Origin of the sequence: Salmonella sp. 32031103-2018-00083-FB-01-SM-01 (assembly GCF_017571995.1) — a bacterium.
In the GTDB taxonomy this organism is placed as follows: Bacteria; Pseudomonadota; Gammaproteobacteria; order Enterobacterales; family Enterobacteriaceae; genus Salmonella; species Salmonella enterica.
This window is the reverse complement of sequence record NZ_JAGEQL010000001.1, coordinates 89981-115647: the sequence shown is the minus strand read 5'-3', so window position 1 is coordinate 115647 and position 25667 is coordinate 89981. Positions and strand designations below refer to the sequence as shown.

General features: G+C 50.6%; 27 protein-coding genes, 1 tRNA gene and 2 pseudogenes. 17 read left to right on the top strand and 13 right to left on the bottom strand.

All coding sequences use genetic code 11. The features are described 5' to 3' along the window. Positions 1–60: 60 nt before the first annotated feature. The 4 genes from J4614_RS00495 to hpaG are packed head-to-tail and all read right to left on the bottom strand — an operon-like array spanning position 61 to position 4056. Entirely contained in the window at positions 61–441 is a 381-nt protein-coding gene (locus J4614_RS00495) for a 5-carboxymethyl-2-hydroxymuconate Delta-isomerase (protein WP_001119849.1), read from the bottom strand. 9 nt (positions 442–450) lie between these two features. After that, on the bottom strand, positions 451–1302 hold the full coding sequence (gene hpaD / locus J4614_RS00490; protein ID WP_000516978.1) for a 3,4-dihydroxyphenylacetate 2,3-dioxygenase: 852 nt from the start codon (positions 1300–1302) through the stop codon (positions 451–453). Position 1303: 1 nt separating this feature from the next. Beyond that, the gene (hpaE, locus tag J4614_RS00485; protein WP_000723524.1) at positions 1304–2770 is read right to left on the bottom strand and encodes a 5-carboxymethyl-2-hydroxymuconate semialdehyde dehydrogenase; all 1467 of its coding nucleotides are present in this window, start codon (positions 2768–2770) and stop codon (positions 1304–1306) included. Beyond that, positions 2767–4056, bottom strand: coding sequence for a 4-hydroxyphenylacetate degradation bifunctional isomerase/decarboxylase (gene hpaG / locus J4614_RS00480; RefSeq protein WP_000679210.1), 1290 nt, complete (start codon positions 4054–4056; stop codon positions 2767–2769). Before hpaG ends, hpaE begins: the two co-directional genes overlap by 4 nt. A gap of 274 nt (positions 4057–4330) precedes the next feature. On the opposite strand from hpaG, the gene hpaR reads away from it, so the two are divergent. From hpaR to J4614_RS00465, 3 genes are all read left to right on the top strand, one after another. Continuing rightward, on the top strand, positions 4331–4771 hold the full coding sequence (gene hpaR, locus J4614_RS00475) for a homoprotocatechuate degradation operon regulator HpaR (RefSeq protein ID WP_000543922.1): 441 nt from the start codon (positions 4331–4333) through the stop codon (positions 4769–4771). Positions 4772–4988: 217 nt separating this feature from the next. Next, positions 4989–6551: a 4-hydroxyphenylacetate 3-monooxygenase, oxygenase component gene (gene hpaB / locus J4614_RS00470; protein WP_000801496.1), complete on the top strand. Its 1563-nt coding sequence runs from the start codon at positions 4989–4991 to the stop codon at positions 6549–6551. Between the two features lie 17 nt (positions 6552–6568). Continuing rightward, on the top strand, positions 6569–7081 hold the full coding sequence (locus tag J4614_RS00465; RefSeq protein ID WP_001195556.1) for a 4-hydroxyphenylacetate 3-monooxygenase reductase subunit: 513 nt from the start codon (positions 6569–6571) through the stop codon (positions 7079–7081). A gap of 332 nt (positions 7082–7413) precedes the next feature. On the opposite strand, the gene hiuH is transcribed toward J4614_RS00465, so the two are convergent. Beyond that, on the bottom strand, positions 7414–7824 hold the full coding sequence (gene hiuH, locus J4614_RS00460) for a hydroxyisourate hydrolase (protein ID WP_208293021.1): 411 nt from the start codon (positions 7822–7824) through the stop codon (positions 7414–7416). Between the two features lie 135 nt (positions 7825–7959). On the opposite strand from hiuH, the gene hprR reads away from it, so the two are divergent. From hprR to J4614_RS00440, 4 genes are all read left to right on the top strand, one after another. After that, a complete protein-coding gene (hprR, locus tag J4614_RS00455; RefSeq protein WP_001629039.1) occupies positions 7960–8640 on the top strand; it encodes a response regulator transcription factor HprR in 681 nt (226 codons plus the stop codon). After that, complete coding sequence (locus J4614_RS00450) at positions 8633–9997, top strand: heavy metal sensor histidine kinase (protein ID WP_001529185.1); 1365 nt, start codon at positions 8633–8635, stop codon at positions 9995–9997. Before hprR ends, J4614_RS00450 begins: the two co-directional genes overlap by 8 nt. Positions 9998–10169: 172 nt before the next feature. After that, a complete protein-coding gene (locus tag J4614_RS00445) occupies positions 10170–11639 on the top strand; it encodes a C69 family dipeptidase (protein WP_000760232.1) in 1470 nt (489 codons plus the stop codon). Positions 11640–11747: 108 nt separating this feature from the next. Next, a complete protein-coding gene (locus J4614_RS00440; protein WP_000174815.1) occupies positions 11748–11858 on the top strand; it encodes a hypothetical protein in 111 nt (36 codons plus the stop codon). Here J4614_RS00440 and J4614_RS00435 read toward each other — a convergent pair whose 3' ends face one another. Further along, positions 11859–12029 carry a YlcI/YnfO family protein gene (locus J4614_RS00435; protein ID WP_001111006.1) on the bottom strand — a complete coding sequence of 57 codons (171 nt, stop codon included), beginning with the start codon at positions 12027–12029 and terminating at the stop codon, positions 11859–11861. 331 nt (positions 12030–12360) lie between these two features. Between J4614_RS00435 and sopB the strand changes: the two genes are divergently transcribed. Then, positions 12361–14046, top strand: a complete 1686-nt coding sequence (sopB, locus tag J4614_RS00430; protein WP_001166958.1) for an SPI-1 type III secretion system effector inositol phosphate phosphatase SopB — start codon at positions 12361–12363, stop codon at positions 14044–14046. A gap of 16 nt (positions 14047–14062) precedes the next feature. Next, a complete protein-coding gene (gene sigE, locus J4614_RS00425; RefSeq protein ID WP_000444724.1) occupies positions 14063–14404 on the top strand; it encodes a type III secretion system chaperone SigE in 342 nt (113 codons plus the stop codon). A gap of 9 nt (positions 14405–14413) precedes the next feature. Here sigE and J4614_RS21955 read toward each other — a convergent pair. Further along, positions 14414–14735: pseudogene (locus J4614_RS21955) on the bottom strand (hypothetical protein). Positions 14736–14952: 217 nt separating this feature from the next. On the opposite strand from J4614_RS21955, the gene pipB reads away from it, so the two are divergent. Together pipB and pipA are read left to right on the top strand one after the other, a co-directional pair. Beyond that, on the top strand, positions 14953–15828 hold the full coding sequence (gene pipB, locus J4614_RS00420; protein ID WP_001123030.1) for an SPI-2 type III secretion system effector PipB: 876 nt from the start codon (positions 14953–14955) through the stop codon (positions 15826–15828). Positions 15829–15997: 169 nt separating this feature from the next. Continuing rightward, positions 15998–16498 (top strand): annotated as a pseudogene (gene pipA, locus J4614_RS00415) (type III secretion system effector protease PipA); the annotation flags it as partial. Positions 16499–16633: 135 nt separating this feature from the next. On the opposite strand, the gene J4614_RS00410 reads toward pipA, so the two are convergent. Then, positions 16634–16721 (bottom strand) — tRNA-Ser (locus J4614_RS00410). A 394-nt stretch (positions 16722–17115) separates the two neighbouring features. Between J4614_RS00410 and yccA the strand changes: the two genes are divergently transcribed. Together yccA and tusE are read left to right on the top strand one after the other, a co-directional pair. After that, positions 17116–17775, top strand: coding sequence for an FtsH protease modulator YccA (yccA, locus tag J4614_RS00405; RefSeq protein ID WP_000374046.1), 660 nt, complete (start codon positions 17116–17118; stop codon positions 17773–17775). Positions 17776–17861: 86 nt separating this feature from the next. Further along, a complete protein-coding gene (tusE, locus tag J4614_RS00400) occupies positions 17862–18191 on the top strand; it encodes a sulfurtransferase TusE (RefSeq protein WP_000904446.1) in 330 nt (109 codons plus the stop codon). On the opposite strand, the gene yccX is transcribed toward tusE, so the two are convergent. The 3 genes from yccX to J4614_RS00385 are packed head-to-tail and all read right to left on the bottom strand — an operon-like array spanning position 18188 to position 19871. Then, positions 18188–18469 carry an acylphosphatase gene (yccX, locus tag J4614_RS00395; protein WP_000072884.1) on the bottom strand — a complete coding sequence of 94 codons (282 nt, stop codon included), beginning with the start codon at positions 18467–18469 and terminating at the stop codon, positions 18188–18190. The genes tusE and yccX overlap by 4 nt on opposite strands. Positions 18470–18517: 48 nt before the next feature. Further along, positions 18518–19297, bottom strand: a complete 780-nt coding sequence (locus J4614_RS00390; RefSeq protein WP_000548087.1) for an AraC family transcriptional regulator — start codon at positions 19295–19297, stop codon at positions 18518–18520. Positions 19298–19322: 25 nt separating this feature from the next. Further along, positions 19323–19871 carry a YbhB/YbcL family Raf kinase inhibitor-like protein gene (locus tag J4614_RS00385; protein WP_001529183.1) on the bottom strand — a complete coding sequence of 183 codons (549 nt, stop codon included), beginning with the start codon at positions 19869–19871 and terminating at the stop codon, positions 19323–19325. 214 nt (positions 19872–20085) lie between these two features. On the opposite strand from J4614_RS00385, the gene rlmI reads away from it, so the two are divergent. Together rlmI and hspQ are read left to right on the top strand one after the other, a co-directional pair. Beyond that, on the top strand, positions 20086–21297 hold the full coding sequence (gene rlmI / locus J4614_RS00380) for a 23S rRNA (cytosine(1962)-C(5))-methyltransferase RlmI (protein ID WP_000140476.1): 1212 nt from the start codon (positions 20086–20088) through the stop codon (positions 21295–21297). A gap of 57 nt (positions 21298–21354) precedes the next feature. Continuing rightward, on the top strand, positions 21355–21672 hold the full coding sequence (hspQ, locus tag J4614_RS00375; RefSeq protein ID WP_000561983.1) for a heat shock protein HspQ: 318 nt from the start codon (positions 21355–21357) through the stop codon (positions 21670–21672). Between the two features lie 44 nt (positions 21673–21716). Here the strand turns inward: hspQ and J4614_RS00370 are convergent, their stop codons facing one another. Next, the gene (locus tag J4614_RS00370) at positions 21717–22130 is read right to left on the bottom strand and encodes a CoA-binding protein (protein WP_001537782.1); all 414 of its coding nucleotides are present in this window, start codon (positions 22128–22130) and stop codon (positions 21717–21719) included. 173 nt (positions 22131–22303) lie between these two features. On the opposite strand from J4614_RS00370, the gene J4614_RS00365 reads away from it, so the two are divergent. Further along, a complete protein-coding gene (locus tag J4614_RS00365; RefSeq protein ID WP_000847732.1) occupies positions 22304–22966 on the top strand; it encodes a DUF2057 family protein in 663 nt (220 codons plus the stop codon). Between the two features lie 94 nt (positions 22967–23060). Then, the gene (mgsA, locus tag J4614_RS00360; RefSeq protein WP_000424187.1) at positions 23061–23519 is read left to right on the top strand and encodes a methylglyoxal synthase; all 459 of its coding nucleotides are present in this window, start codon (positions 23061–23063) and stop codon (positions 23517–23519) included. A gap of 35 nt (positions 23520–23554) precedes the next feature. Here mgsA and helD read toward each other — a convergent pair whose 3' ends face one another. Next, positions 23555–25609 (bottom strand): DNA helicase IV, encoded by a 2055-nt coding sequence (gene helD / locus J4614_RS00355; RefSeq protein ID WP_079822307.1) that lies wholly within the window; start codon positions 25607–25609, stop codon positions 23555–23557. Positions 25610–25667 lie beyond the last annotated feature (58 nt).

Sequence of the window (25667 nt, the reverse complement as noted above, 5' to 3'; positions counted from 1 at the left end):
TTCGCGCATCGTTTTTTTTGTAGGCCCGGTCAGCGCAGCGCCACCGGGCGAAAGAGTGTGCTATTTAAATAACGCGTGTACGTTGTTTTGTTTGTAATTGAGCGTTGGATGTAACTCGGCAATCTCAAACGACAGCGCCAGATAGCGGTTCTCCATCAGGTCGGCGAAGTGGGCTTTAATCAGCCCAAACAGCATTTCGCCAACTTCCTGGCGGCTCTCCAGGCTGCGCCCGGCGCCGATTTTCAGCGTCATATGCACAAACGCGTAATCATGCTTACCGTCAGCCATCTGCCAGGTATCCAGCCAGTGGGCGCGACTGCGGATACCGCCGATGGGGAAAATCCCGCTGGCGGCCAGCGCCTCGTTTACCTTGCTGAACAGGCCGGGTAAATCAGCCTGCTCGCGAATATTTTCAGTACATTCAGCAATAAAGTGCGGCATAAACACCCCTTACGCAGGCAGCGGGAAAACAGCGTTCACCTGGCCAGTACCGGAGCTGGCGAACAGATCGGTGATGAACTCCACCTTGCCGTCGTATTTGTCCCAACCCAGCATTCCCAGCAGCATGACCGTGTCGTGCATGTTGCCTTCGCCGTAGCAGTAGTCGGCGTACTCCGGCAACATGGTGCAAAACTCCTTGAATTTGCCTTCGCGCCACAGCTTGACCACGCGCTCGTCCATCTGATGATCGAACTCGCGGGTGTAGCTGTTCATCCCCTCTTCCGCCCGTTGGTCGTCAATAAAACGGTGTGACAGAGAACCACTGGCGAATACCGCTACGGTACCGTCATATTTCTCAATCGCCTTGAGAATGGCTTCACCCAGTCTGCGGCTGTCGGCAAAATCATGCACAGTGCAGAACGCCGAGATGGAGACCACTTTGAAGTGCTTGTCGCTGTTCATGTAGCGCATCGGCACCAGCGTGCCATACTCCAGCTTCAGGCTCGGGATGTTATGCGCTTTAGCGCGCACGCCCAGTTTGACTGCCTCGTCGGCGATCAGGTGGCCGAGCTCCGGATTACCGTCATAGTCATAGGTCATGTCGCGAATAAAGTGCGGCAATTCGTTGCTGGTATAGACGCCCTGGAAATGGTCGGCACAATTAATGTGGTAAGCGCTATTCACCAGCCAGTGGGTGTCGAATACGATAATGGTGTCAACGCCCATTTCGCGGCAACGCTTGCCTATTTCAATATGCCCATCAATGGCTGCCTGACGACAACCGTGATTTTTTCCCGGCAGTTCAGAAAGATACATCGACGGCACGTGGGTAATTTTTGCTGCTAACGCTAACTTGCCCATATCAAACTCCCCATTTTGGGATAGGATGGTCGCCCATTGAGATGCAGACGTTTTTCATTTCCGCAAACACTTCGAAGCTATATTCGCCGCCTTCGCGCCCGGTACCGGAGGCTTTCACGCCGCCGAACGGCTGGCGCAGGTCGCGGACGTTCTGGGTGTTGACGAAGACCATGCCGGCTTCAATCCCACGCGCCAGGCGCAACACTTTGCTCACGTCCTGGGTCCAGATGTAAGAGGCCAGACCGTATTCCACGTCGTTCGCCAGGCGTAACCCTTCCGCCTCGTCTTTGAATGGCAGCAGACAGGCGACTGGCCCAAAGATCTCTTCCTGCGCGACGCGCATACGGTTGTCGACATCGGCCAGCACGGTTGGGCGCAGGAAGTTACCGCCTTTCAGATGCGCAGGCAGGTCAGTGGGTTTTTCCGCACCGCCCGCCAGCAGCGTTGCGCCCTCTTCAATGCCGAGGCGAATATAGCCAGAGACTTTTTCCCAGTGCTGTTGGCTAATCAGCGCGCCGACCTGGGTGTTCGGGTCGGTCGGATCGCCGACACGCAGGCGATTCGCGCGTTCGGCAAAGCGCTTCACGAACTCAGGGTAAATGCTCTGCTGGATAAAGATGCGCGACCCGGCGGTGCAGCGTTCGCCGTTGATCGAGAAGATGGTGAACAGCGCGGCGTCCAGCGCGCGTTCAATGTCGGCATCTTCAAAAATCAGCACCGGCGATTTGCCGCCCAGCTCCATCGAGTATTTTTTCAGGCCGGCATTTTTCATGATATTGCGACCGGTGGCGGTACCGCCGGTAAACGACACCGCACGCACATCATGGTGGCGTACCAGCGCATCGCCCGCCGTCGCGCCGTAGCCCTGCACCACGTTCAGCACGCCTGCCGGAATTCCTGCCTCCAGCGCCAGCTCGCCCAGCCTGTCGGCAGTCAACGGCGACAGCTCGGACATTTTGAGCACCGCGGTGTTACCCAGCGCCAGGCACGGCGCGACTTTCCAGGTCGCGGTCATAAACGGCACGTTCCACGGCGACACCAGCGCGCAGACGCCGACGGGCTGCACCAGCGTATAATTGAGCATTTTATCGTCAACCGGATAGGTCTTGCCGTTCATCTGCTGGCACACTTCGGCGAAGAATTCGAAGTTATGCGAGGCGCGCGGAATCAGCACGTTTTTAGTCTGGTGAATAGGCAGGCCGGTGTCGGCGGTTTCCATCGCCGCGATTTCCGGCACATGCTGGTCAATCAGGTCGCCAAGGCGGCGCATCAGGCGCGCACGCTCTTTCATCGGCAGGTTGGCCCATTTCGGGAACGCCTCTTTGGCCGCCGCGACAGCCTGGTTCACTTCTGCTTCACCGCCGGAGGCCACTTCCGCCAGCACGTCACCAGTCGCCGGGTTAGTGGTTTGGAAGTAGTCGTTACCTGCAACATTTTTGCCGTTAATCCAATGATTTATTTTCTTCATTTTGCGCTCTCCTCACTGACGATTCGGTTAACCAGGCGACCCACGCCTTCTACTTCCACGACAACTTCATCCCCCGGCACCACATCGGACAACCCTTTCGGCGTACCGGTGGCAATCATGTCGCCCGGTTGCAACGTCATAAATTCGCTCAGATAAGAAATCAGGAACGGGATGCTGAAGATCAGATCGGCGGTCGTCCCTTCCTGCCGCAGCTCACCGTTGACAAAGGTGCGTAACGTCAGGTTATGCGGATCAGAAACCGCCTCTTTATCCACAATCCACGGGCCTATCGGCGTCAGGCCGTCGCGGCTTTTTACCCGCAGATTTGGACGGTAGTAGTTTTCCAGATAGTCGCGGATCGCGTAGTCGTTACAGACGGTGTAACCGGCCACATACTCCATGGCTTCGGCTTCGCTCACCTTACGCGCCGTTTTGCCAATTACCACGACCAGTTCGGCTTCATAGTGCATATATTCGACGTTGTTCGGGCGCACCGACGTTTGATGATGTTCGGTAAAGGTGTTTGGCGCTTTGATAAATACCAGCGGCTCTTTCGGCGGCGTAAATGCCAGCTCGCTGGCATGATCGGCGTAGTTCAACCCCAGCGCAAATAGCGTTCCCGTTGCTGACAACGGCCACGTAAACGTCTGGTGGCGGGCGAATTCATCTTCTGCGACAACCGGATTTTCCAGAGCGGGTAAACCTTTCGCCAGAATACGCACCCGATCGCCGGGACGCAGCGCAACGCGATTCTGCGGCGTACCGAGTAAGATCGCATCGCCAGGGTTAAGCGTAGCGAACTCACTTAACGCGCTAAGCAGCTGTGCGGCGCTACGCTGTAAATCGGCAGTATTCCAGTGGTCCGCTTCTCGTCCGTTGATTTCAGTGATAATGGTGAGGTTATCCACATCACTCAGCGGCGCCATTTCACCCAGAGGGCAAAAGCCATCGCGACATTTCGCTTTAATCGCCGGGCGATAAAAGCTTTCTTCCGGCAGGCTGACCTCGTTAGCCAGCGCATACCCGGCGATATAGTCCGCCGCCGCTTCAGGGCGTATCCGGCTGGCGGTTTTCCCCACAATGAGCGCCACTGTCGCGCCGCTCAGTACCTTTTCTCCCTGCGGATAAGGAATGGGTTCGCCGTGACGAATCACCGTATTACGCGGCTTGATGAACCACACTGCGGTTTTAGGCGGCGCATTATAGGGAGGCTGAGAGAAAGCCTCTTGCCAGGCATCAAGCTGGCTGCGATGGTTTAACGCAACGGCGAAAACAGTACCCTTCATACATAAACTCCTCAGGCCGATTTAACGGGCTGTGATTTCATTAATATATTAATGATTAGATTTATGCTTTCGCTGTACATTTAGCAAGCTGAAGTAAAGTATTTGTGATGTGATTAACAATATTTTCACAAAATAATAATTAAATACAAATATATCAAATAGTTAAATAAAACCCCTTGTTTCTGTTAAACTTTGGACATAAAACAGATGTCATAGCTCACATCGGTAAACACGATTATTCAGGTATTAATAATTCTGCAAAAGAGAAACGCTTATGCATGATTCATTAACCATCGCATTGCTTCAGGCGCGCGAAGCGGCAATGACCTATTTCCGCCCCATCGTTAAAAGCCACAATCTGACCGACCAGCAATGGCGCATTGTGCGAATTCTGGCCGATAGCCCCTCTATGGATTTTCACGAGCTGGCATTTCGTACCTGTATTTTGCGTCCAAGTCTGACCGGAATATTGACGCGCATGGAGCGAGACGGACTGGTGTTGCGACTCAAGCCGGTTAACGATCAGCGTAAGTTATATGTCATGTTGACGGAGCAGGGACAAACGTTGTACGCCCGTGCCCGGAGCCAGGTAGAAGAGGCTTATCGAAAAATTGAGGCCGATTTCACGCCCGAAAAAACACAGCAATTGATGCTGCTGCTGGACGATCTTATTGCCCTGGGACGCCAGCATCCTGATAGCGAAGCGGAAGCATAGTATTCTTACCTTCCCTCGCCGCCGACACGGGAATCCCCTCCCGCTTACAACGTTGACGGCGATCGCATTTTACTCTTCTTCTTCGACGTTCATCTGAAAAGTACCCGCCGTTGTCCTGAAAGTCTCTTCACAGTTTACGCTTCTGCCTATTCAATTAAACAACAAATAAGAAACATATTATTAACAAAACATTCCGATTAACGAGGAAGAGGCCGCAATGAAACCTGAAGATTTTCGTACTGATAACAAGCGTCCGTTAACGGGCGAAGAGTATTTAAAAAGCCTGCAGGACGGGCGGGAAATTTATATTTACGGTGAACGCGTTAAAGATGTTACGACACATCCGGCATTCCGCAATGCCGCAGCCTCTGTCGCACAACTGTATGACGCATTACATAAACCGTCGATGCAAGATACCCTGTGCTGGAATACCGATACCGGCAGCGGCGGTTATACGCATAAATTTTTCCGCGTGGCGAAAAGCGCAGACGATCTGCGCCAACAGCGTGATGCTATCGCCGAGTGGTCACGCCTGAGTTACGGCTGGATGGGACGCACACCGGATTACAAAGCCGCCTTTGGCTGCGCTCTGGGCGCTAACCCAGCTTTCTACGGCCAGTTTGAGCAGAACGCCCGTAACTGGTACACCCGTATTCAGGAGACCGGCCTGTACTTTAACCATGCTATCGTCAACCCGCCCATTGACCGCCACAAACCTGCCGACGAAGTGAAAGACGTCTATATCAAGCTGGAGAAAGAGACGGACGCCGGGATTATTGTCAGCGGGGCGAAAGTTGTCGCCACTAACTCCGCCCTGACTCACTACAACATGATTGGTTTCGGCTCAGCCCAGGTGATGGGCGAAAACCCGGATTTTGCTCTGATGTTTGTCGCGCCAATGGATGCCGAAGGCGTAAAACTTATTTCGCGCGCCTCGTATGAAATGGTCGCGGGCGCGACGGGCTCGCCGTTTGATTATCCCCTCTCCAGCCGCTTTGATGAAAACGATGCCATTCTGGTGATGGACAAGGTGCTGATCCCGTGGGAAAACGTGTTGATTTACCGTGATTTCGATCGTTGCCGTCGCTGGACGATGGAAGGCGGCTTTGCCCGTATGTATCCACTGCAAGCCTGTGTTCGTCTGGCGGTTAAACTTGATTTCATTACCGCGCTGCTGAAAAAATCGCTCGAATGTACGGGTACCGTAGAGTTCCGTGGCGTGCAGGCCGATCTCGGCGAAGTCGTGGCCTGGCGCAATATGTTCTGGGCATTGAGCGATTCTATGTGTTCTGAAGCAACCCCGTGGGTAAACGGCGCCTGGCTACCGGACCACGCCGCACTGCAAACCTATCGTGTGATGGCCCCAATGGCCTACGCGAAAATTAAAAATATTATTGAACGTAACGTTACCAGCGGCCTGATTTACCTGCCTTCCAGCGCCCGCGATCTGAATAATCCGCAAATCGACCAGTACCTGGCGAAATACGTACGTGGCTCTAACGGAATGGACCATGTTGAACGTATCAAAATTCTTAAATTGATGTGGGATGCCATCGGCAGCGAGTTTGGCGGTCGCCATGAGCTGTACGAGATTAACTACTCGGGCAGCCAGGATGAAATTCGTCTGCAGTGCCTGCGTCAGGCCCAGAGCTCCGGCAATATGGATAAGATGATGGCAATGGTCGATCGCTGCCTCTCCGAATACGATCAGAATGGCTGGACGGTTTCGCATTTGCACAATAACGACGACATCAATCAACTGGATAAGCTGCTGAAATAACGCGGCAGGAGGTTCTCATGCAAGTAGATGAACAACGTCTGCGTTTTCGCGATGCGATGGCAAGTCTGGCGGCAGCGGTCAATATCGTAACCACGGCGGGTCACGCCGGACGCTGCGGTATCACCGCAACAGCGGTCTGTTCCGTCACCGATACGCCGCCCTCCGTGATGGTATGTATTAATGCCAATAGCGCCATGAACCCCGTCTTTCAGGGCAACGGCAGGCTGTGCATTAATGTACTTAACCATGAGCAGGAGCTGATGGCGCGCCACTTTGCCGGTATGACGGGGATGGCGATGGAGGAGCGTTTTCACCAGCCATGTTGGCAAAACGGACCGTTGGGCCAGCCGGTACTTAACGGCGCGCTGGCCGGTCTTGAAGGCGAGATCAGCGAGGTACAAACCATTGGCACGCATCTGGTGTATCTGGTGGCGATCAAAAATATTATCCTTAGCCAGGATGGGCATGGCCTGATTTATTTCAAACGCCGTTTTCATCCGGTCAGACTTGAGATGGAAGCGCCTGTTTAACCGTCACTCATGCCCACAAGCGGGATAACCACCGCTTGTGGGAGAAGAGTCGATACGCTGAAGATTTTTATTCCCGCCGCGATGTTTGATCGCCATAAATCGCGGCGATTAATACAATCTAAGAGCCTATCCCACCAGGCGTTATTGGCGCAGCCAGTTTGGACACGGACAGCGCGCAAAAACCGGAGCGTACACGTAGTACGTGAGGTTTGACTCGCTACGCTCGCCCTTCGAGTCGCCGCTAGCGGCGTTCAAAACGCTAGCGCGTTTTGGCGAGCACTGCCCAGGTCCAAAATGGCAAGTAAAATAGCCCTAATGGGATAGGCTCTAAATTAGCTCCCGCGATAGGTTGAATAACCATACTGACTTAATAACAGCGGCACATGATAGTGCTCATTCGTTTTGCTGATATGAAACTCGACGGGAATCTCCGGGAAAAACGTATCCAGTTTTTTACTTTCAAAATACTGGCCGATTTTAAAAATAACGCGATAATCCCCCGGCGCGGCAGCTTTTTCAGGCCACAGTGCTTTAATACGTCCATCCTGGTCGGTATGCCCGGTATTTAATTGCGTCCATCCGTTATCCTTTTTCTGCTCCAGTACCACCTCCACGCCGGGCGCCGGTTTGCCTGTTTGCTGATCGAGAATATGTACGCTGAGAATATTGTTGCCAGCGGCCAGCGCCATTGCCGGGGCTGCAACAAGAGATGCTATCGCGGTAGCCAGTATATATCGTTTCATGCTTCACTCCTTTACGGTATTGATGCAGGAAAATATATCTGGCGCGTCCAGGATTAACCTTACACGGACATGACAATTATGTCATCTTGTTGGAGATTTACGGATTCGCTACCAAGCCTATGGCATACTGCGTCGATGAAGATTTTATTGATTGAAGATAACCAGAAAACCATTGAGTGGGTACGTCAGGGACTCACGGAAGCAGGCTATGTGGTTGATTATGCCTGTGATGGACGAGACGGATTACACCTGGCCCTTCAGGAACATTATTCTTTGATTATTCTTGATATTATGCTGCCGGGGCTTGATGGATGGCAGGTTTTACGCGCGTTACGCACTGCGCATCAGTCCCCTGTTATTTGCCTGACGGCGCGTGACTCGGTTGAGGATCGCGTCAAAGGTCTTGAGGCGGGCGCTAATGATTACCTTGTTAAGCCTTTTTCCTTCGCCGAACTGCTGGCCCGGGTGAGAGCTCAACTCAGACAGCATGTCCCGGTCTTTACCCGACTGACGATCAATGGTCTGGACATGGATGCCACAAAGCAATCGGTGTTACGAAATGGCAAACCGATTTCCCTGACCCGCAAAGAATTCCTGCTCCTCTGGTTACTGGCGTCCCGGGCAGGAGAAATCGTGCCCCGAACCGCGATCGCCAGCGAAGTTTGGGGAATTAACTTTGATAGTGAAACCAACACCGTTGATGTCGCGATTCGTCGGCTGCGCGCCAAAGTAGACGATCCATTTGAAAATAAGCTCATTATGACCGTCCGGGGGATGGGTTATCGATTACAGGCGGAAGCGTCGCAGAATGGTTAAGTTATCAATGACGCTGCGCCTGACAATTTCTTTTATCGCCATACTTATCCTCGCCTGTACCGGCATTAGCTGGACGCTCTATAACGCGCTGAGCAAAGAATTAACGTATCGGGATGATATGACGCTAATAAATCGGGCGGCGCAAATGCAGCAACTGTTACTGGATGGCGCCAGGCCGGAAAATCTGCCGCTCTATTTCAATCGGATGGTGGATACGAAGCAGGATATCTTATTGATCCATTCAGCAACAGGCCACAATGTTGCGATTAATCATAGCGGCATCCCCGACCAACGCTTTAACGAGATTCCGCTGGCTAAAAACATCACCCGCGAAACCTTATTTCGCCAGGCGGTACAAGGCACGGAGCTGACCGCGGTACGAGTAAACGCCAGAAGCGGCGATGACCCGCTGACCCTTACTATTGCCAGGCTGGCGACGGAAAGGCGGCAAATGCTGACGCAATATCGCCGCAACAGTTTGCTGATTAGCCTTATCGCGATCCTCGTCTGTTCGGCGCTCAGTCCATTAGTCATCAGAAACGGGCTGCGGGCCATTACGTCGCTCAGCCGACTCACCGCGGCGACAGATAGCGGCACACTTCGCCAGCCGCTGGCGGAACAGGCGTTACCCGTCGAGCTCAGGCCGCTTGGACAAGCGCTAAATACCATGCGCCAGAAGCTTTCCGACGATTTTGAACGCCTGAACCAATTTGCTGACGATCTGGCGCATGAGCTGCGCACGCCGATTAATATTTTACTGGGGAAGAATCAGGTGATGCTGAGTCAGGAACGCAGCGCCGAAGAGTATCAACAAGCCCTTGTCGATAATATTGAAGAGCTGGAGGGACTGTCGCGACTAACAGAAAATATTCTCTTTCTGGCACGCGCGGAGCACCAGAATATAGCGGTAAAAAAACAGCCTGTTTCGCTCAATGCGCTGGTCGAAAATATGCTGGATTATCTTAGCCCCCTTGCCGAGGAGAAGCGCATCTGTTTTATAAATCAATGTCAGGGAACGGTATGGGCTGACGAAATATTATTACAAAGAGTGCTCTCAAACCTGCTGACGAATGCCATCCGTTATTCTGATGAAAACGCCGTGATACGTATTGAAAGCGCTTATGATGATAACGTTGCAGAAATTCGGGTCGCTAATCCGGGCAGCCACCCCGCCGATGCGGATAAGCTTTTCCGGCGTTTTTGGCGAGGAGATAATGCCCGCCACACTGCCGGTTTCGGCCTGGGGTTATCGTTAGTTAACGCGATTGCTCTATTACACGGTGGTTCGGCATCTTACCGCTATGCCGATGAACATAATATCTTTTCGGTTCGTCTGCCTGATAGCGGTGATAGCTAAGGTCAGTACAGGTTCTGTTCCCCTTCCCTGCCACAGGGCTGTGGTTATCAATACAACCTCAATAAAGAGAAAATAAAGGATGCCGGCAAAGAATATTGCTGGCTCGATCACTTTCTCGGTTTCCAATCCAGGGTCAATTCATCCCATAACGCGTTATTCAGTGGGAACCTTTATGAAAAAGTATCTTGCATTCGCCGTTACGCTGCTGGGTATGGGTAAAGTCATCGCCTGTACTACCCTTTTGGTAGGCAATCAGGCTTCGGCTGACGGCTCCTTTATTATCGCGCGCAACGAGGATGGCTCGGCAAATAACGCCAAGCATAAGGTTATTCATCCCGTCGCGTTTCATCAACAAGGCGAGTATAAAGCACATCGGAACAATTTTAGCTGGCCGCTTCCGGAGACAGCGATGCGCTATACGGCGATTCATGACTTTGATACTAACGATAACGCCATGGGTGAAGCCGGTTTCAATTCGGCGGGCGTCGGAATGAGCGCAACGGAAACCATTTATAACGGCAGAGCGGCGCTGGCTGCCGATCCTTACGTGACAAAAACGGGAATCACGGAAGACGCCATTGAGTCCGTGATCCTGCCAGTGGCGCAATCGGCGCGTCAGGGCGCCAAATTACTGGGAGACATTATTGAACAAAAAGGCGCAGGCGAAGGTTTCGGCGTCGCGTTTATTGATAGCAAAGAGATATGGTATCTGGAGACGGGAAGCGGTCATCAATGGCTGGCAGTACGACTTCCGGCAGATAGCTATTTCGTTTCCGCCAATCAGGGACGTTTACGCCATTACGATCCGAATGATAACGCGAATTATATGGCGTCACCAACGTTAGTAAGCTTTGCGAAAAAGCAGGGATTATATGATCCGGCCCGTGGCGAATTCGACTTTCATCAAGCCTATTCGCAGGATAACAAAAACGATACCACCTATAATTATCCGCGCGTCTGGACGCTACAACACCAGTTTAATCCGCATCTGGATACGGCCGTTAGCGAAGGAGAAACATTTCCTGTTTTTTTAACGCCAATAACGAAAATTAGCGTGGCGGCAGTAAAAAACGCGTTACGCAATCACTATCAGGGAACGTCGCACGACCCTTATGCCAGTCATAATCCACAAGAACCATGGCGACCTATATCCGTTTTTCGTACCCAGGAGTCACATATTTTACAGGTCAGACCGAAATTACCGCAGGCTATCGGCAACGTAGAATACATCGCCTATGGAATGCCATCTCTTAGCGTCTATCTCCCCTATTATCAGGGGATGCGTCATTATCAACCCGGAGATGATAAAGGAACCGATCGGGCGAGCAACGACTCTACCTACTGGACATTCCGCACGCTGCAAACGCTGGTTATGCAGGACTACAATGCGTTTGCGCCAGATGTGCAACACGCCTGGAAAACATTTGAACAGCAAACAGCTAAGCAGCAGTATAAGATGGAACAGAGCTATCTGAGATTATATGCGTCGCATCCGAAAGAAGCGCAACGCTTACTGCAAAATTTTGAAGATAAAACGATGCAAAATGCGCAGACGCTCGCCCGTCGCCTGACCAATAATATTATTACGACAATGACTTACCGCACAGATATGAAATATCACTTTTCAAGTACGCAACCATAAATTTAATGACAATCTATTAGCCACTCATACACAATAAGATAAAGCGGCACCAGAATTAGCCAGATATAAAAGACAATAATTATTATGGATTCATAGAGAGGATAGTTTATGACACTCCAGGCAAATATCAGCAGAGAGACAAAAGCGGCAAAAACCCAGGAGGTATATAAGCACGTTGTTCTTTTCAAAATGGCCGCCTCCTCTCGCATAAAACGATAACTACAACTTATGTCCCGTGTTACATAACTTTTCCCGACAGGCCTCTTTTACCCACGCTGAAAAATTCCGCGTCTTTTCAGATTTCAACGCGAATTCTATCTGTTCAAGCATGGAATAGGAAAAACGAATATTCTTCGTCACGGTCTTACTTGTCCGGGGCTTTGCTGGCATACACACACCTGTATAACATTTGATGTAACGCCGTTACTTTACGCAGGAGTAAATCGGTGAATTTGATCTGAGTCAAGAAGGTGGGTTTTCAATAAAAGTTGTGCCCTAAATTGTGAAGTTTGTAGATTTTATGAACATTTGATGCGCCGTTCCCCCCCATGATCGCCACTACGTATGCACGTCAGGACACCTCCCCGCCTGATCAGAAGCGTTTCCTCATTAAAAAGGACATTTTTTTAAAGTTCCTGGCGCATAAAAGTCACATTCTTTTAAAGGGTTGTTAACCCTGTTGAATGTTCCCACTCCCCTATTCAGGAATACTAAAAACGCTATGCAAATACAGAGCTTCTATCACTCAGCTTCACTAAAAACCCAGGAGGCTTTTAAAAGCCTACAAAAAACCTTATACAACGGAATGCAGATTCTCTCAGGCCAGGGCAAAGCGCCGGCTAAAGCGCCCGACGTTCGCCCGGAAATTATTGTCCTGCGAGAACCCGGCGCGACATGGGGGAATTATCTACAGCATCAGAAGACGTCTAACCACTCGCTGCATAACCTCTATAACTTACAGCGCGATCTTCTTACCGTCGCGGCAACCGTTCTGGGTAAACAAGACCCGGTTCTAACGTCAATGGCAAACCAAATGGAGTTAGCCAAAGTTAAAGCGGACCGGCCAGCAACAAAACAAGAAGAAGCCGCGGCAAAAGCATTGAAGAAAAATCTTATCGAACTTATTGCAGCACGCACTCAGCAGCAAAATGGCCTACCTGCAAAAGAAGCTCATCGCTTTGCGGCAGTAGCGTTTAGAGATGCTCAGGTCAAGCAGCTTAATAACCAGCCCTGGCAAACCATAAAAAATACACTCACGCATAACGGGCATCACTATACCAACACGCAGCTCCCTGCCGCAGAGATGAAAATTGGCGCAAAAGATATCTTTCCCAGTGCTTATCAGGGAAAGGGCGTATGCAGTTGGGATACCAGGAATATTCATCACGCCAACAATTTGTGGATGTCCACGGTGAGTGTGCATGAGGACGGTAAAGATAAAACGCTCTTTTGCGGGATACGTCATGGCGTGCTTTCCCCCTATCATGAAAAAGATCCGCTTCTGCGTCAGGTCGGCGCTGAAAACAAAGCCAAAGAAGTATTAACTGCGGCACTTTTTAGTAAACCTGAGTTGCTTAACAGAGCCTTAGAGGGCGAAGCGGTAAGCCTGAAACTGGTATCCGTCGGGTTACTCACCGCGTCGAATATTTTCGGCAAAGAGGGAACGATGGTCGAGGATCAAATGCGCGCATGGCAATCGTTGACCCAGCCGGGAAAAATGATTCATTTAAAAATCCGCAATAAAGATGGCGATCTACAGACGGTAAAAATAAAACCGGACGTCGCCGCATTTAATGTGGGTGTTAATGAGCTGGCGCTCAAGCTCGGCTTTGGCCTTAAGGCATCGGATAGATATAATGCCGAAGCGCTACATCAGTTATTAGGCAATGATTTACGCCCTGAAGCCAGACCTGGTGGCTGGGTTGGCGAATGGCTGGCGCAATACCCGGATAATTATGAGGTCGTCAATACATTAGCGCGCCAGATTAAGGATATCTGGAAAAATAACCTACATCATAAAGATGGCGGTGAACCCTATAAACTCGCACAACGCCTTGCCATGTTAGCCCATGAAATTGACGCGGTGCCCGCCTGGAATTGTAAAAGCGGCAAAGATCGTACAGGGATGATGGATTCAGAAATCAAGCGAGAGCACATTTCTTTACATCAGACCCATATGTTAAGTGCGCCTGGTAGTCTTCCGGATAGCGGTGGACAGAAAATTTTCCAAAAAGTATTACTGAATAGCGGCAACCTGGAGATTCAGAAACAAAATACGGGCGGGGCGGGAAACAAAGTAATGAAAAATTTATCGCCAGAGGTGCTCAATCTTTCCTATCAAAAACGAGTTGGGGATGAAAATATTTGGCAGTCAGTAAAAGGCATTTCTTCATTAATCACATCTTGAGTCTTGAGGTAACTATATGGAAAGTCTATTAAATCGTTTATATGACGCGTTAGGCCTGGATGCGCCAGAAGATGAGCCACTTCTCATCATTGATGATGGGATACAGGTTTATTTTAATGAATCCGATCATACACTGGAAATGTGCTGTCCCTTTATGCCATTGCCTGACGACATCCTGACTTTGCAGCATTTTTTACGTCTGAACTACACCAGCGCCGTTACTATCGGCGCTGACGCAGACAATACTGCTTTAGTGGCGCTTTATCGCTTGCCGCAAACCAGTACCGAAGAAGAGGCGCTCACTGGTTTTGAATTATTCATTTCAAACGTGAAGCAATTGAAAGAGCATTATGCTTAATTTAATACGTCAACATACTTTCTTAATGAGATAAAACGCGATACGTATGCCCTTTACAAGAGACAAAACCATAATCTTTGGTGGAAATGTAAGGGGCAAACGTTCCTCTTTCTCATTTTGCTCTGTTTGCGGGAGCATTTTTAGTGTGTAAGTATTTCTGCTCGTCAGGTTTTTACGCCATCTACGCACATTTATTCTGCTATAAGTTGAAATACTGCAAAAAAATATTAAGGCTTATTATTTTTTCTTTAGGTAAATTTTCGCTCAACAAACTTAATTGTTTATTCATTGATGATGAAGCGTAAGCTATGCTGGAAATGAAGGAAGTCAATAGTAAGGATAATCTTATTATTCACGGGTGATATTACTTCTGCTTCACCGTTATGGCAGATATCATCGCCTCTTGTCAGATGCCAGACACCTACTCATACCCAACCAAAGCTCTAAATACAAAAATCACCTTATATCTTTTTTTATTATTCCTTGTATAAATGTGACTTGACTCACACCTATAAGGAATCGACTCACTTCCATAAGAAGGAATCAAAATGCCAATAACTAACGCGTCCCCAGAAAATATATTAAGATATTTGCATGCGGCCGGTACCGGTACGAAAGAAGCAATGAAAAGTGCAACTTCACCACGCGGTATACTGGAATGGTTTGTCAATTTTTTTACCTGTGGTGGAGTAAGAAGAAGCAATGAAAGATGCTTTCAGGAGGTAATTGGAAAACTGACCACATCATTATTATATGTAAATAAAGATGCTTTCTTCGATGGTAATAAAATATTTCTGGAGGATGTCAACGGGTGTACTATATGTCTGTCATGTGGAGCAGCATCCGAAAATACGGATCCCATGGTCATTATTGAAGTGAACAAAAATGGAAAAACTGTAACGGATAACGTTGATAGTGAGAGATTTTGGAATGTATGTCGAATGTTAAAGCTGATGAGTAAACATAATATACAACAGCCTGATTCACTTATAACCGAGGATGGTTTTCTGAACCTGCGCGGAGTAAACCTGGCTCATAAAGATTTCCAGGGGGAAGATTTGTCAAAAATAGATGCTTCTAATGCAGATTTCCGTGAAACAACTCTTTCTAATGTAAATTTAGTCGGTGCAAATTTGTGTTGTGCAAATCTACACGCTGTAAATCTAATGGGTTCAAACATGACTAAAGCAAACCTGACTCACGCAGACCTGACTTGCGCTAACATGTCCGGTGTAAACTTAACCGCTGCAATTCTATTCGGCTCAGACTTAACTGACACCAAACTAAATGGTGCAAAATTAGATAAGATAGCTCTAACTTTAGCGAAAGCATTAACAGGAGCCGATCTGACAGGTAGTCAACATACCCCTACTCCACTCCCGGATTACAATGATAAAACGCTTTTCCCCCATCCAATATTTTAGTCGAGATAAAGGGATTTTATAAACAAGAAGTATTCAAACAGAAGCCCCCTTGTTTTATTAAATAAACCCCGCCCCTAAGTTTCATTATAAATAACATTTTCAGCGTATTTTTACATTGTTGATATGAGAGCGTAGCAGAATAAGCTCTTTGATTAAAAATATCCAGGCTGTGGAGTACCTTATCTTAGGCGCGGGTGGAATAGACCCTGATACAGAAATTGATGACGACACTTATGACGAATGCTACGATGAACTATCCTCCGTACTTCAAAATGCGTATACCCAAAGCGAAACATTCCGCAGACTGATGAATTACGCATATGAAAAAGAACTACATGATGTGGAGCAGCGCTGGCTACTGGGGGCAGGCGAAGCCTTTGAAACTACCGTGGCTCAGGAACACTTCAAACTTTCAGAAGGCAGGAAAGTTATTTGTCTCAATCTGGACGATTCTGATGATTCATATACCGAACATTATGAAAGTAACGAAGGAAGACAACTTTTTGACACAAAACGTTCATTTATTCATGAAGTTGTACATGCACTGAGCCATCTTCAGGATAAAGAAGAAAATCATCCAGGAGGCCCTGTTGTCGAATATACCAACATTATTCTGAAAGAGATGGGGCATCCTTCACCTCCTGGAATGGTCTACATCTTCAATAAATAGACACATCAGGAAACGAAAAGAAACTAAAAACCCACGTAGTCCGTTTTTTCGGGAAATGTTCTAGTAGTATTTTCTAACTATATTCTAAGCGCCCAAAAAACAAGGGGTTACCTTTCGGTAACCCCTTGTTTAATCTGGCGGAAGCGCAGAGATTCGAACTCTGGAACCCTTTCGGGTCGCCGGTTTTCAAGACCGGTGCCTTCAACCGCTCGGCCACACTTCCGGAATGAGGCGCACTATAAACATCCCGGTGCGTCATGTAAAGACCGAATGTGTTCGTTTGCGTGAAAAACAGGCAAAATTTCGTTAATTGCCTGAAATAGCGGCACATTGACCATTTCTTCAACACAAAAACTGGCTTAATACGTGTTGATCGTCCCCACTGTTTTACCTCTGTGATTATCAATTTTTTATCGGTAGCGCGTAGTTGGCGCTGCCGCCTGTTTTATGGCGTAGCGCCAGGCATGAGCAGACCGTTTTAACGACGGTAATCACCTGAAATCTCTTAAGGAAACTAAACGTAAACGAATGCGTAAAGATGGGTAAAACCACTGGGTGACAGTGACTGTTTTTATTATTCTCCTTTATTAATTACATCTGTCATAAGAGAGTGACTAATGGATCGTATCATTACATCATCGCGTGATCGTAGCTCGCTACTGAGTACGCACAAAGTACTGCGCAACACCTATTTTCTGTTGAGCCTGACGCTGGCTTTCTCCGCAATTACCGCGACAGCCAGTACGGTACTGATGCTGCCCTCCCCCGGCCTGATTCTGACGCTGGTCGGTATGTATGGGCTGATGTTCCTGACCTATAAAACCGCCAATAAGCCGGTCGGTATCCTGTCTGCTTTTGCGTTTACCGGCTTCCTCGGCTATATCCTGGGCCCGATTCTTAACGCCTATCTGTCAGCAGGCATGGGCGATGTCATTGGCCTGGCGCTGGGTGGTACCGCGTTAGTATTTTTCTGCTGCTCCGCTTACGTTCTGACCACCCGTAAGGATATGTCTTTCCTGGGCGGTATGTTAATGGCCGGGATCGTCGTCGTGCTGATTGGTATGGTGGCGAATATTTTCCTGCAACTGCCTGCATTGCACCTGGCGATTAGCGCGGTGTTTATCCTGATTTCCTCGGGCGCTATCCTGTATGAAACCAGTAACATCATTCACGGCGGTGAAACCAACTATATTCGTGCGACCGTCAGTCTGTACGTTTCGCTGTACAACATCTTTGTCAGCCTGCTCAGCATCCTGGGCTTCGCCAGCCGCGACTAATCGACATTCCCCTCTTCCAGCCCTGCTTATGCAGGGCTTTATTTTTTGCTACACTGCCGTCCGTGTTGATTACGCAGTGAAACGTTATGTTGATCTTTGAAGGTAAAGAAATCAGTACTGATAGCGAAGGCTATCTGAAAGAGACGACGCAGTGGAGTGAAGCGCTGGCAGTCGCTATCGCCGCCAATGAAGGCATTGAGCTCTCTGCGGAACACTGGGAAGTCGTGCGCTTCGTGCGCGAATTTTACCTGGAGTTTAATACCTCTCCCGCCATCCGAATGCTGGTAAAGGCGATGGCGAATAAGTTCGGCGAAGAAAAAGGCAACAGCCGCTATCTGTATCGTCTGTTCCCGAAAGGCCCGGCAAAGCAAGCGACCAAAATCGCCGGTCTGCCCAAGCCGGTAAAGTGTATTTAATACCGAATACTGAAGCCTGTTAACGTCTCGCGAGGGCTGTGCGGTTCAGTGAGGATTTTGTCCACACGAGCAGAGCGCGGCCCGCCCTCTTTCAGCCACTTGATGAGTTTTTCCACCTGCGCCGCGTCGCCACAGGCCACTACTTCTACGCTTCCGTCATCCATATTCTTCGCATAGCCGGTTAACCCCAACCGCTGCGCCTCATGCTGCGTGGTATAGCGAAACCCGACGCCCTGAACGCGACCATAAACCCAGGCGATAATGCAGACGTTCGACATGATGGTTCTCCTTTCATAATCAGTGGTGGAGGCTCATACAGGACATACTTAACGTACCTGACTGGGCAGACACCCATAATGTTGGCGGAATCTGGCCGTAAATCTCGACCCCGACAGGTAGCCGCACCGTAGCGCTATTTCGCCGATCGGCAGCGTCGTCGATTGCAGTTGAGAAAGCGCGCAGGACATGCGCACCTCTTCAACAATTTGTCGATAACTCTGCGATTCGCGCTGCAAACGTCGACGCAGCGTCGATGTTCCCATAGCAAGGCGGCGGGCTATCTCCTGGGCTGTCCATAGCTTAGCAGGTGAGAGCATAATCAGTTGCCGCACCTGCTCCGTGAGGGTGTAACGCCGTTCAATAAGCAGCGGTCCCGCCGCGCCATCATGTAAAAGCGCTAACAGTAACCCCATCGCCTGATGTTCCTGTAGCCCAACGGGTAAACCCTGGCGCACAGCATCCAACACGTTCTCCCACATAAATGTCAGGCTACGGCTCATCGGGGTACACAGCGATGTCAGGTTTGCCGGTGGATAATCCTGAACGTACATCGTTTTAAAGCGAGCAATAATCTCCGGTGAAAGTAACAACAGGTCGGAGCGAAAACCACTCTGCGCAGGCTGATTAATAATCTCCAGCGGCGTGTTCGCCGGGATAATAATCAACTCGCCCGGCCCGGCGACAAGGCGGCTATCATCCTGAATGATGACTTTACTGCCCTGCGTAATATGGCAAATAGCGGCGGAAAAAAGCGTAACACGATGCAAACGGTGCAGATGACTGGAACGCACCTCTGCCGTCGTAAGATCCTGATGTCGAATATGCATCTCCTGCACCGTGCCGTCCTCTGTTTTATCTTCCGTATGTGGCCGTGAATTGTGCTTTCGCAATCACATGCGCGTTAAGCATAAACCCTACCAACGCGCCACTCGACTCACTGTCGAGCGGCAGTGTTGCCGTATTCAGCGCCCACACAGTAAACTGATAGCGATGAGGCTTATCGCCCGGCGGCGGACAGGCGCCGCCAAAGCCAGCATAACCGAAATCATTACGTCCCTGCACCACTCCAGTGGGTAACGTTTTTTTATCAGCCCCCGTCGGCAGGTCGTGAATCTGCGCAGGAATATTCACCATCGTCCAGTGCCACCAGCCGCTTCCGGTGGGCGCATCAGGATCGAAGACGGTAATAGCGTAGCTTTTGGTTCCGGCAGGCGGATTGCGCCAGCTCAGCTGCGGCGAAATATTTTCTCCGCTACAACCAAATCCTTTAAAGACGTGCTGTTGCGTTAAACGAAAATCCGCCGGAATATCCGCGCTACTGAGGCTAAACGCCGATGCGGCAGATACGCTGCCACTCAATGCCATCATTGCGGCTGCGGTCAAAGAGAAGACTGTTTTCATTGTATTTCCTTCTTCATATAAAGAAATAACACTATAAAAAGCGCCCGATGAAGAAACTGTGCCTTTACGATTCTATTTTGTGCAGAAACGCTCACCACCATACGCTGATGATTGCCCCTCTTATCTGTGCTACCCTACGCGCCATTTCGTTTTCACGGTCCCTGGCTGGAGCTATCATCCGGCTCGCGTTACTGTTTGTGAGAGGTTACTCCGCATGACTGAATCTACATTTCCGCAATATCCCCGTTTAGTCCTCAGCAAAGGGCGAGAAAAATCTTTACTCCGCCGCCACCCATGGGTCTTTTCCGGCGCCGTATCCCGCCTGGAAGGCAAAGCCAACCTCGGTGAAACTATCGATATCGTCGACCATCAGGGAAAGTGGTTAGCACGCGGCGCCTGGTCGCCAGCATCCCAGATCCGCGCGCGCGTCTGGACATTTGATAAAGCAGAATTCATTGATATTGCGTTTTTCACCCGCCGCCTGCGCCAGGCGCAGCAGTGGCGCGACTGGCTGGCGAAAAAAGACGGCCTGGATAGCTATCGTCTGATCGCCGGTGAGTCCGATGGCCTGCCTGGCGTCACTATCGATCGTTTTGGTCATTTTTTGGTGCTGCAACTGCTCAGCGCCGGGGCCGAATATCAACGCGCCGCATTAATTAGCGCTCTGCAAACATGCTATCCGGATTGCGCTATTTACGATCGCAGCGACGTCGCCGTGCGGAAAAAAGAAGGGATGGCGCTGACGCAAGGCCCGGTCACTGGCGAACTGCCGCCTGCGCTTCTGCCAATTGAAGAACACGGTATGAAATTGCTGGTCGATATCCAGGGCGGCCACAAAACCGGTTATTATCTTGATCAGCGCGACAGTCGTCTGGCGACGCGCCGCTACGTGGAAAATCAGCGGGTACTGAACTGCTTCTCTTATACCGGCGGTTTTGCCGTGTCGGCATTAATGGGCGGTTGTCGCCAGGTTGTCAGCGTGGATACCTCACAGGATGCGCTGGATATCGCCAGGCAAAACGTTGAACTGAACCAACTGGACTTGAGCAAAGCCGAATTCGTGCGCGACGACGTGTTTAAGTTGCTGCGCGCTTACCGTGAACACGGCGAAAAATTCGACGTCATCATCATGGACCCGCCCAAATTCGTCGAAAATAAAAGCCAGTTAATGGGTGCCTGCCGGGGCTATAAAGACATTAACATGTTAGCGATTCAACTGCTCAATCCGGGCGGCATACTGCTGACATTCTCTTGCTCCGGACTGATGACCAGCGATTTATTTCAGAAAATCATTGCCGATGCCGCAATAGATGCCGGTCGTGATGTACAATTTATAGAGCAGTTCCGTCAGGCCGCCGATCACCCGGTGATCGCCACCTACCCGGAAGGGCTGTATCTGAAAGGGTTTGCCTGTCGCGTCATGTAACTTGAAAAGTGGAATAGTATCCTCATATAAAGGGTATCTATTTCCCGGGAGGTGACTATGATAGCCAGCAAATTCGGTATCGGCCAACAGGTCCGCCATTCCCTGTTAGGTTACCTCGGAGTGGTCGTCGATATCGACCCGGAATATTCGCTTGATGAGCCGTCGCCTGATGAACTGGCGGTTAACGACGAACTTCGCGCCGCTCCGTGGTACCACGTGGTAATGGAAGATGATGATGGTCAGCCAGTGCATACTTATCTGGCCGAGGCCCAGTTGCGAAGCGAAATGCGGGACGAGCATCCAGAACAGCCATCGATGGATGAACTGGCGCGTACCATTCGCAAACAGCTTCAGGCGCCGCGACTACGTAACTGATTGTATTTAAAAGGCCGGAGGGCGATATCCGGCCATTTAAACTTTTATTTCGCCAGCCCCAGGCGAGGGATCTCAATCGCCGGGCAGCGATCCATCACCACGGTCATGCCTGCATCCCGCGCCAGTACCGCCGCCTGCTCGTTGATCACGCCAAGCTGTAGCCACAGCGTTTTTGCGCCGATAGCGATAGCTTCCTGCGCAACGCCCCATGCAGCTTCAGAGTTGCGAAAAACATCCACCATATCGACTTTTTCTGGAATGTCCGCCAGCGTGGCATACCCCTGTTGCCCCAGCAATGTCTTACCCGCGACTTTTGGCGCAACCGGAATCACATGGTAACCCTGCTCAAGCAGGTATTTCATTACCCGATAACTTGGACGATCGGGTTTATCGCTCGCACCTACCAGCGCGATAGTGCGAGTGGACGTCAATACATCAGCAATATCGGTCTCTTTCATCATCTTTCTCCTGGCTGTTTTGCAAAGTGTACGACAAACCTGACATAGCAACCATTCATCCCATACCGATGTATGAGAGCAAAACGCCAAAATATGTCTATATGTTAGTAAACATGATCTAAGAAAAATTTCGATACATTATTAGCCAGACGGCCTTTGGACAGGAGAACCTTATGAAAACCGGCGCGCTAACCACCTTCCTTGCTCTCTGTTTGCCGGTGACTGTTTTTGCCACAACGCTCCGTTTGTCGAATGAGGTTGATCTGCTGGTGCTGGACGGTAAAAAGGTGTCCAGCTCTTTATTACGCGGCGCAGAGAGCATCGAACTGGAAAACGGGCCGCATCAACTCGTTTTCCGGGTGGAAAAAACCATCCGCCTGCCCGGTAATGAAGAGCGGCTTTATATTTCTCCGCCGCTGGTGATAAGTTTCGATACCCAGCTGATAAGTCAGGTCAATTTCCAGCTCCCGCGGCTGGAAAACGAGCGCGAAGCCTCGCATTTTAACGCGGCGCCGCGTCTGGCGCTTTTGGACGGCGACGCCATGCCCATTCCGGTAAAACTCGATATTCTGGCCATTACTTCTACGGCTAAAGTGGTCGATTATGAAATAGAGACCGAGCGTTATAATAAATCGGCGAAACGCGCCTCGCTTCCTCAGTTCGCCACGATGATGGCAGACGACAGCACATTACTTTCCGACGTCTCAGAGCTTGATACCGTACCGCCGCAATCACAAACTCTGACAGAACAGCGGCTGAAATATTGGTTCCGACTGGCCGACCCGCAGACACGCCATCATTTTCTGCAATGGGCGGAAAAACAGCCGCCCTCTTGATATGAGTTGTCCCAGCGCGCAATTTTTTTGTCTTTCTCTTGCAGCATCAAGCGCTTCCAGTAATCTGTAGACAGGTTAACTACGGAATCGAATTATGGAACTGACGACTCGCACCTTGCCGACGCGCAAACATATCGCGTTGGTTGCTCACGACCACTGCAAACAGATGTTAATGAACTGGGTGGAACGCCATCAGCCGTTGCTGGAAAAACACGTTCTTTATGCAACCGGCACCACGGGGAATCTGATCCAGCGCGCAACCGGTATGGACGTTAATGCGATGCTGAGCGGCCCGATGGGCGGCGACCAGCAGGTTGGCGCGCTCATTTCAGAAGGGAAAATCGACGTGTTGATTTTCTTCTGGGACCCGCTTAACGCGGTACCGCACGACCCCGATGTCAAAGCGCTACTGCGTCTGGCCACCGTATGGAATATCCCTGTCGCCACTAACGTCTCAACGGCGGACTTTATCATCCAGTCCCCGCATTTTAATGACGCTGTAGATATTCTTATTCCGGATTATGCGCGTTATCTGGCCGAGCGCCTGAAATAACCGCTACGCGGGCGGGATGCTGTACCGCCCGCGCTTTAGGGCTTCCTCGCCACCGGCACATCCAGCTGTTTAAGCGCCTCCACAAAGCGCGAGGGATTATCTTTATTAAAAAGCAGCCAGACCCGCGCACGCGCGCGCGTCAACGCCACATATAACAAACGCCGCTCTTCAGCGTCCGGAAAATCCTCAACCTGAGGAAGAAGCGCACTTTCCATAATGGACTCTCGCGCCGGGGCGGGGAAACCGTCGTTACCCTCCTGCAATCCGACAAGAATCACGTAATCGGCCTGTTGGCCTTTGCTGGCATGGATAGTCATGAAATCTATCTGTAACTTTGGCCAGCGAGTCGCCGCTTTTTGTAGACTCGCGGGTTTCAGATGGTGATAGCGCGCCAGCACCAGGATACGTTCATCTTCCTTCGCATAGCCGGATAATTTATCCAGTAACGCGTCCAACTGGCTTTCATCCAATAACGTCACCGCTTTTTTATCGCCTGGGGTCAGACTATTTAACGGTTTTTTAAGCTGGTGCGGATTCTGCTGTACAAAGCGATTGGCAATATCGCCAATCCGACTGTTAAAACGGTACGTGGTGTCCAGGTGGCAATGCTCGCCCTCGCCGAACGTCTGATGAAACGCCGTCGTTAAGGAGAGCTGCGCCCCGCTAAAACGGTAAATTGCCTGCCAGTCATCGCCAACGGCAAACAGCGTAGTCTGGCTATTCTGCTTGCGTAGCGCCTCTAACAGCGCCGCCCGTTGCGGGGAAATATCCTGAAATTCATCGACCAGAATATGCTTCCACGGGCTGATAAAACGCCCTTTTTCGAGGATCACCATTGCCTGATGGATCAGCCCGGAGAAATCAACGGCATTTTCCGCTTTCAACGCGCTTTTCCAGGCCTTTAGCAGCGGCGCCATCAGCTTAATGCGTTTGCTAAACAGCTCGCGGCACTCCTCTGGCGCGCCAGCGATCATTTCAGCCTGCGCGCCGCCGTGCATACGCATCAAACTGACCCAACGATCCAGGCGAGGGGCCAGACGCCGCTGCAATGTCTCATCGTCCCAGAAATTCCCTTCCGGCACCGCCCACTGCATCTCCTCTTCCAGCCACTGACGCCAGCCTTTGGCCTGCGCTTTTTTCTCGCTACACTGCTGACGCCAGGTGTGCAGAAATAGCTGATGCCGCGCGGTGGCGTCACTTTCCAGCTTACTGACAACCGGCGCTTTTTTACTGCCTTGCTGAATAATATATAGCGCCAGCGAATGGAACGTACGGGCAGTAATCTCTTCCGTATGTAAGCGCTCGCGGATACGCTCATCCATCTCCTCTGCCGCCTTGCGGCCAAACGCCAGTAAAAGAATTTGCCCCGCATCGGCTTGTCCGCGCGCCAACAGCCAACCCGCGCGCGCCACCAGCACCGAGGTTTTGCCGCTTCCCGCCCCCGCCAGTACCAGTAACGATGATTCGCCATTAACCACCGCCCTGGCCTGGGAGGGATTAAGCGGAGAGGATTCTATCTGCGTAAAAAAGTCGGCATGCGCTTCCAGCATGGCATCAGCATACGCCTGATTATGCTGCTGCCGACTTCCCTCGCTATCCTGTAACCAGGCCAGACACTTACGCCATATCTCGCGACAGTGAGCAAACTCCTCCAGACGTGAGACCGGTAGCGGCAAGGCGGCAAACGTCTGGCGAATTTCGTGTTCCAGCCCCCGAACGCGTTCACGGGTAAGCCATTGGTTTTCGCCCGTTCGCTCACTAATACGCGCCCATTGCTCTTGTAATGCCTGCGCGGCGACATCACTCATCTCCTGGCTCCAGCGACGCCAGTGCGCGTCCAGATAGCGATGGAATTGCTGGGTTTCCGACCACTCGGTACCGTGCAAACGCACGACTTTATCCTCCGGCAGGACAAACTCCAGCTCGCCCCATACCAGCCCACGCTTACAGTGAATCGCCAATAACTGATTGAATGGAATAAGATATTCATGCCTGTCGCCAGACACTTTCACCCCAGCGTTGAGGATCACGGCACGATCATACGGGTGTTGCGCCAGACGTTTTCCAAGAGAAGTTGCTTTCAGTTCCATGACTCAGCGAATCCAGACGTAAAGATGTGCTTATCAGTGTAACCGCCAGAGAAAACGT